Annotated in this window: 5 protein-coding genes; 1 reads left to right on the top strand and 4 read right to left on the bottom strand. The window is 61.0% G+C overall.

Annotated elements, in window-relative coordinates:
• Nucleotides 1-9: 9 nt before the first annotated feature.
• A complete protein-coding gene (gene murJ / locus DVDV_RS21305; RefSeq protein ID WP_075356577.1) occupies nt 10-1542 on the top strand; it encodes a murein biosynthesis integral membrane protein MurJ in 1533 nt (510 codons plus the stop codon).
• Nucleotides 1543-1546: 4 nt separating this feature from the next.
• On the opposite strand, the gene DVDV_RS23680 is transcribed toward murJ, so the two are convergent.
• From DVDV_RS23680 to DVDV_RS21290, 4 genes are all read right to left on the bottom strand, one after another.
• On the bottom strand, nt 1547-2113 hold the full coding sequence (locus DVDV_RS23680; RefSeq protein WP_254845487.1) for a sialate O-acetylesterase: 567 nt from the start codon (nt 2111-2113) through the stop codon (nt 1547-1549).
• A complete protein-coding gene (locus tag DVDV_RS23675; protein ID WP_254845486.1) occupies nt 2083-2559 on the bottom strand; it encodes a hypothetical protein in 477 nt (158 codons plus the stop codon). The genes DVDV_RS23680 and DVDV_RS23675 overlap by 31 nt, the downstream gene beginning before the upstream one ends.
• Complete coding sequence (locus DVDV_RS21295; RefSeq protein WP_075356576.1) at nt 2552-3559, bottom strand: acyltransferase; 1008 nt, start codon at nt 3557-3559, stop codon at nt 2552-2554. Before DVDV_RS21295 ends, DVDV_RS23675 begins: the two co-directional genes overlap by 8 nt.
• Before the next feature lie 801 nt (nt 3560-4360).
• Nucleotides 4361-5566 (bottom strand): RCC1 repeat-containing protein, encoded by a 1206-nt coding sequence (locus DVDV_RS21290; protein WP_075356575.1) that lies wholly within the window; start codon nt 5564-5566, stop codon nt 4361-4363.
• Nucleotides 5567-5918: the final 352 nt, after the last annotated feature.

The following is a 5918-nucleotide window of genomic DNA, read 5'->3' as shown; positions in this document are numbered from 1 at the left end:
GCCAGAGCCATGTCGCACCACGTCAGACAGATTGCCAAGGACGCCTCCATTGTTGGCGGCGCAACCTTGTTGTCCCGTATCCTGGGTTTTTTCCGGGATATGATCCTGGCCTATGTCCTTGGAGCCGGCATTTCCGCCGACGCCTTTTACGTGGCTTACCGCCTGCCCAACATGATGCGCCGGCTTTTCGCCGAAGGCTCCATGACCATGGCCTTCGTGCCGGTCTTTTCCCGGCTGCGGGAAGAGGTCGGCGACGAAAAAGCCTTTGCCATGCCGCGCTCGGCCATGGTCTGGCTGCTCATCATCTTGGGCGTCCTGACCACCCTGGCCATCGTCTTTGCCCGGCCGCTGACCCGGCTCATCACCCCGGGCTTTGCCGATGATCCGGCCCTTTTTGAACTGACCGTGGAACTGACGCGCATCGTCTTTCCCTACATCATCGAAATCTCGGCCGTGGCCCTGTGCATGGGCGTGCTCAATTCCTACGGCCACTTCCTGGCTCCGGCCCTGGCCACGTCCGAACTCAACACCATCATCATTCTCGGGGCCGGCGTGGCCTGGCTCTTCCACCTCGACGTGGCCCACACCCTGGCCTGGTCGGTGGTCATCGGCGGCCTGGGCCAGGTGTTCATGCAGCAGCCGCAGATGAAAAAATTCGGCTTTACCTGGCGCGGCCCCTGGTCGCTGCGGGACAAGGGCGTGGCCCGCATGGGCCTTTTAATGCTGCCAACAGCCTTTGGCGCGGCCGTCTATCAATTCAATATCGTTATCGGAACGCTCCTGGCTTCCTACCTGCCGACCGGCAGCATCTCCTACCTCTATTACGCCGACCGGCTGGTGCAGTTTCCGCTCGGCGTTTTCGGCGTGGCTGTGGGCACAGTGGCCCTGCCCGGCCTGTCGAAACTGGCCTCGTCCGGGAAGATCGAGGAATTCACCGCCACCTTGAACGCCTCCCTGCGCCTGACCCTGTTCATCTGCCTGCCGGCCGCGGCCGGGCTCATTGCCCTGGCTGATCCCATGGTGCGGGTGCTCTTTGGCCGCGGGGCCTTTGGCGAACACGCCATCGCCGCCACGGCCGGGGCGCTGGTGGCCTACGGCGTGGGCCTGCCGGCCTTTGCCTGCGTGCGGCCGCTCTATTCCGCCTATTTCGCCCTGTCCGACACCCGCACCCCGGCCATTACCGCGGCCGTATGTCTGGTGGTCTATGTGATCGTCGGTCTGGCGCTCATGGGCAGCACGGGCCATGTAGGGCTGGCCCTGGCCACGTCGGTGTCGTCGTGGGTCAATGTGGCGGTCCTGGGAGTCATTTTGCGGCGAAAGCTCGGGGGCAGGTGGTTTCGTCCGGGGAAAACCACGCTGATCGGCACGGTCTTAAGCATCGGCGTCGGCTTCGGGGCCTATGCCACGGCCGACCGGCCGTACCTTTCCTTGGTGCTCATAGCCGGCTGGGCCGTGGCCTACATGGCTGTGGCGTCGATGCTGCGGGTGGAAGAGGCCAGGATGCTCACAGACTTCGCCCTGCGTCACCTGCGCCGGAAATAGGACGCTAGCGGCCAGCGGCAGCACTGTCCCGGCCGGGCAATCCCTCTACCGTCTCCAGAAGCATGGCGGCAAAACGCCGGCGTCCGGCGTCGGTCATATGATAGCCGTCAAAGCGTTCGGGCACGGCCATGTCCGTATCCGGGCCGGCGAAGATTCCCTGGTCCGGGTCCACGATGTCGGCCTGGGCTTGGCGTATTTCCGGGCAGATGCGGGAACAGGCGGCCGGGTCCGTATCCGGGCAATCGAGTGCCTTGTGGCGGCTGACCCGGGCGACGACAATGGGCGCGGCGATCCCCATACGGCGCAGATCGCCGAACAGGTTGCCCAGAGCCTGGCCGTAGCTCCGGCCCTCCATGGCCACGAGGCAATCCGCCTCGCCCTGATGGTAGAGAACCAGATTGACGCCAAGGCCCTGCTCCTTGAGCTGGTCAAGGGCGCGTACGAGATACGGCCGCAAATCGCCGTGGCGCGCCCAGTTGTAGACCGATGAGCCCTGGATCGCCAGATTGATGATGAGCGCGCTGTCGTAAAGCCCCTGGGTCACGGCTGCATCGGCAAAATCCAGGGCCACGCTGGCCCGCTCACCCGATGGGCCAAGCAGCGGATTTTTTGCGACATAGCACCTGCCATCAAAAAATTGCCCAGCCGATGCTTGGGCACATACTCGCCAAGCGCCCCATTGGCCACGTTCGATTGGCCGAGAACCAGGACCACAAGAGGCTTTTTCCCCACAAATTCCAGACACTGGGCCATTTCCCGGCCCTGCGTGTCGCCATACCCCGTGGCCGGGGCCGTGTCGGGGAAATGCGGAATCCGACGGCTGACCGCCTCCTGGGCCTGCCCCATACGCAAATCCGCCGCCACCTCGATGCCTGCCAGGGTAAGCGCCCAAAGCGTTGCCACAAGCAGGGCCGCATCCGCCACGCGCCAAAGCCGGTGTCGGGCCGGGCCGGTCACGCGCCATTCCCCGTACAGGCGCAAGGCAGCCTGGAGGAGCGCCCCAAAGCCATCAGGCAAACTTCCGCTTCAGGTAATTGTGAATGCTGGCGTCAAGCCGTCCCAGGCCGTAGCCCACCAGAAGGATCAGGCCCAAAGCAAGCAGGGCGTGGCGGTTATCAAGCGTCCAGCCGAAGTGGTAGACGAGCCAGGAAAAAAATACGCCAACAATGAGCGCATGGGTCAGGTAGACGGCATAGGCGTAATCGCCCCACTGCCCGATGGCTTTGATCCAGGGGGCCTTGAAGTGGTTCTCGAGCTTGACCATGGAGACGATGGACACCGCGCTGCACAGGCTCCAGGTCAGGAGCTGCTTCATGTTGTAGGGTTCAAGCTTCCAGATTTCGGATGTGATCACCGTGGTGGCGGCACAAGCCACAAGCGCGGCCGCGTAAGCCGGCCACCAGTCAAAGCGCAGATGTTTGGCTACATAATACGACAGTGCGCCGGTTATAAAGTAGATATTGACGAAAGAAACAAACAGGCGCTTCCAGGGCGGCAAAACATAAAATGTCGTGATGCCTGAGGCATAATAGGCAATAAAAATGACTGCTGCCCACACCAACAAAAATGGCACGAAATAGCGGCGCAATTTTGAAAAAGAGAAGGGAGTTATAATGATATAATAGCCGATTTCGTAAATGAGCGTCCATTCAATCTTCAGCGGATAATCCACAAATCCGACCGGCAGCAAGGTCACGGCCAAAAACATATCTCGGCCGGGCAGCTGGCCAAAAAGCAGATAGCGCAGGGCAACGGCAATGGTGCAGGCGATGAGAAACGTGGGATAGACCCGGAGCATCCGCCTGACCAGAAAGTTCTTATAGCCGATATCGATGAGAAAACTCATGATAAAGCCGGATATGCTGAAAAATATGAAGGCTTTGCACATGAATATTTCAGGGATGGCATGAAAAATGGAGTTTCCGACATTGTTGACCAGCGTCATATAGACGCCGATATGAAGATAGACCACCATCAACATGCCGATAATCCGCAAAATCTGAATGGAATACATCATAGACGAGATCACCTGACGGCACTGCGTAGGCCGGTTCTTCTCATGTTGGGTATTTGCGCAGCCGGACCAGGCCTGCCGCTGCTGCCGGTGCTACCGGCCGGACCATGTCGGCCTGGGGTTGCGCCAGGAAAACAACTGCCCGGCTACGGCGCTCGTCCGCTGCCGGGAGTTGCAGCAGCCGCGGCCTGGAAGTCCCATCTCCAGGCCAGGAAACAGGTTGGCCGCGAAGGGTTCGCTTCCTCGGCCGCCCCAGGTTTTTGGCTGTCTTTGCCGGCTGCGTCAACACACGAATAGGGCCCAAGGACGAGACGAAAGGGTCGGCCCGCAACGAAGCGATGTGCAGACGTGTTGGCCCGGACTGCACTTGGCCCTCTCTTTGCGACGAGAAAAACGTCGGATATATTTGGCGATCACCACATGGGCCAGCAGCCCCGGAGCCACGACGCCTTGGGGGACAATCTGGGCGGCATGGGTATGGAATTGCCCATGTCTGTGGCCCCCAGGGCCAAGTAAACCCGGACGCCGTTTGCCGGCAACACCACAGCCTTGTCAGTGTGCGAACAAGTTTCCCAAGCACCGGCGCGGCGAAGTCGCCCCGTATTTCGCTCCGGAAACCATCACCCACATGCACCAAGAGAGGTTCCGGTGGCTCTATGATTGCCGCTGCCGGCCCCGGCAACGGCACGGGGGACGAAGGTGACGGAGGGCGCGGAACCCTTCCCGGGCGTTGGGCCGAACCGCTTCCGCCAAGAGTTCAGGGAACGCTGGGAAAGGCCATGCTCCGGGCACCACGGCTTGCAGCTATGGCAACAGGAGCCATGTCGCTGCCACGAGGGCCGCCGGAGCCCAGGGATCATTCAGGCCTTCCACGGGCAGCAGGCGTTGGGTGTAGGTGCCATCGCCGATCTGTCCATCGGAATTCTCTCCCCAGGCCCAGACATGACCGTGGGACTTCAAGGACAGGGAATGGCCGTTTCCACCGACCACCTGGACAATACCGGACAGACCAGCGACGAGGCCCGGATTGAGGCGGTTTAGTGTTTCACCACTGCCGAGTTGGCCGTAATGCCCCCAGCCCCAGGTGTAAACCATGCCCGCTTCTGTCACGGCCAGGGAGTGGTAGTCGCCGGCCCCGATGCCGGACACGTGGGCAAGATTTGAGGCCATGGCAGGCTGATTGCGGTTTCCTGGCACGCCGATGCCCAATTCTCCCACATCATTTAAACCGCTCCCCCAGACGGTGCCGTTGCTGTGCAACAGCACCGAGTGCTTCCAGCCGCCGGCGATGGCCTTGGCCGATGTCAGGCCGGTGCTTTGATCCATCGTTACCGGCGTGAGGCGATTGGTATTCGAGCCATCACCCAGTTGTCCAGCGCTGTTGTCCCCCCACGCCCAGACCGTGCCATCGTTGGCAAGAGCCAGGGAGTGGGTGCATCCGGCTGCTATGGCCCGGATGGACCCGAGCCCCTGGATCTTGATGGGGGTGAGGCTGTTTGTCGTCGTGTTGTTGCCAAGCTGCCCCATGGCGTTGGATCCCCAGGCCCAAACTGAACCGTCGTTGGCCAGGGCCAGGGAATGGTAGCAGCCGCCGGCGACGGCAATGGGATGGGACAGGCCCTCCGGTTGGACGGTCTGAACGGGAACATTGGCACTACTGGTGGAGTTGTTGCCGAGTTCGCCCTCGCTGTTGCCGCCCCAGGCCCAGAGGGTGCCGTCATTACGAATCGCCAGGGCGTGCTGTATGCCGGCCGCAAGAGTCACGACGCCCGTCAGCCCTTTCACCGTGACGGGGGTGGCGCCGCCGGAACTGCCGCCGTCGCCGAGCTGCCCGGCTCCATTGCTGCCCCAGGCCCGTATGGTGCCATCGGCGTACAGACACAGGGCGTAGTTAGCCCCGCTCGCCAAGCGTGGCGTCACCCCGGCTTGGAGAGGGCAGCTGCAAAAAAAGAACATGGCGGCGACGACAACGCCGACGCAAAGACCGGTTCCGCGACGTGCTGGATGCATGAGCGATCCCTCCTGTATTGAGGCATTGCGTTCGAGACAACCAGTTAAGACGTGAAACATTCAAGCAGGACGCGAGAAGGGCGTATCCGTTGAGAAAATTATACCTCTGCTGAGAAAATTATACCTCTGCATCCGTAAACAACATCGATTTCACTTGCTGTCAATATGCCGTGTGCAGTTAAAAATAATGCATCATTTTGGCATATTTACGTCGATGGGTTGAGAGATTGCTTTTCACCGGCGAGGTGCACCCATGAATGTGCACCGCAGATCATATAGGCCACACTGGCGGCCTCTTCCTTCAGGGTGTCAATCCAAGGGGCGTCTTGTCTCTTTGCCGGTCCAGCAGGGG

It is taken from the genome of Desulfovibrio sp. DV (assembly GCF_001936595.1).
Classification (GTDB): Bacteria; Desulfobacterota; Desulfovibrionia; order Desulfovibrionales; family Desulfovibrionaceae; genus Solidesulfovibrio.
Note: the sequence above shows the minus strand (reverse complement) of the source record. Positions and strands in the feature narration are given on the sequence as shown.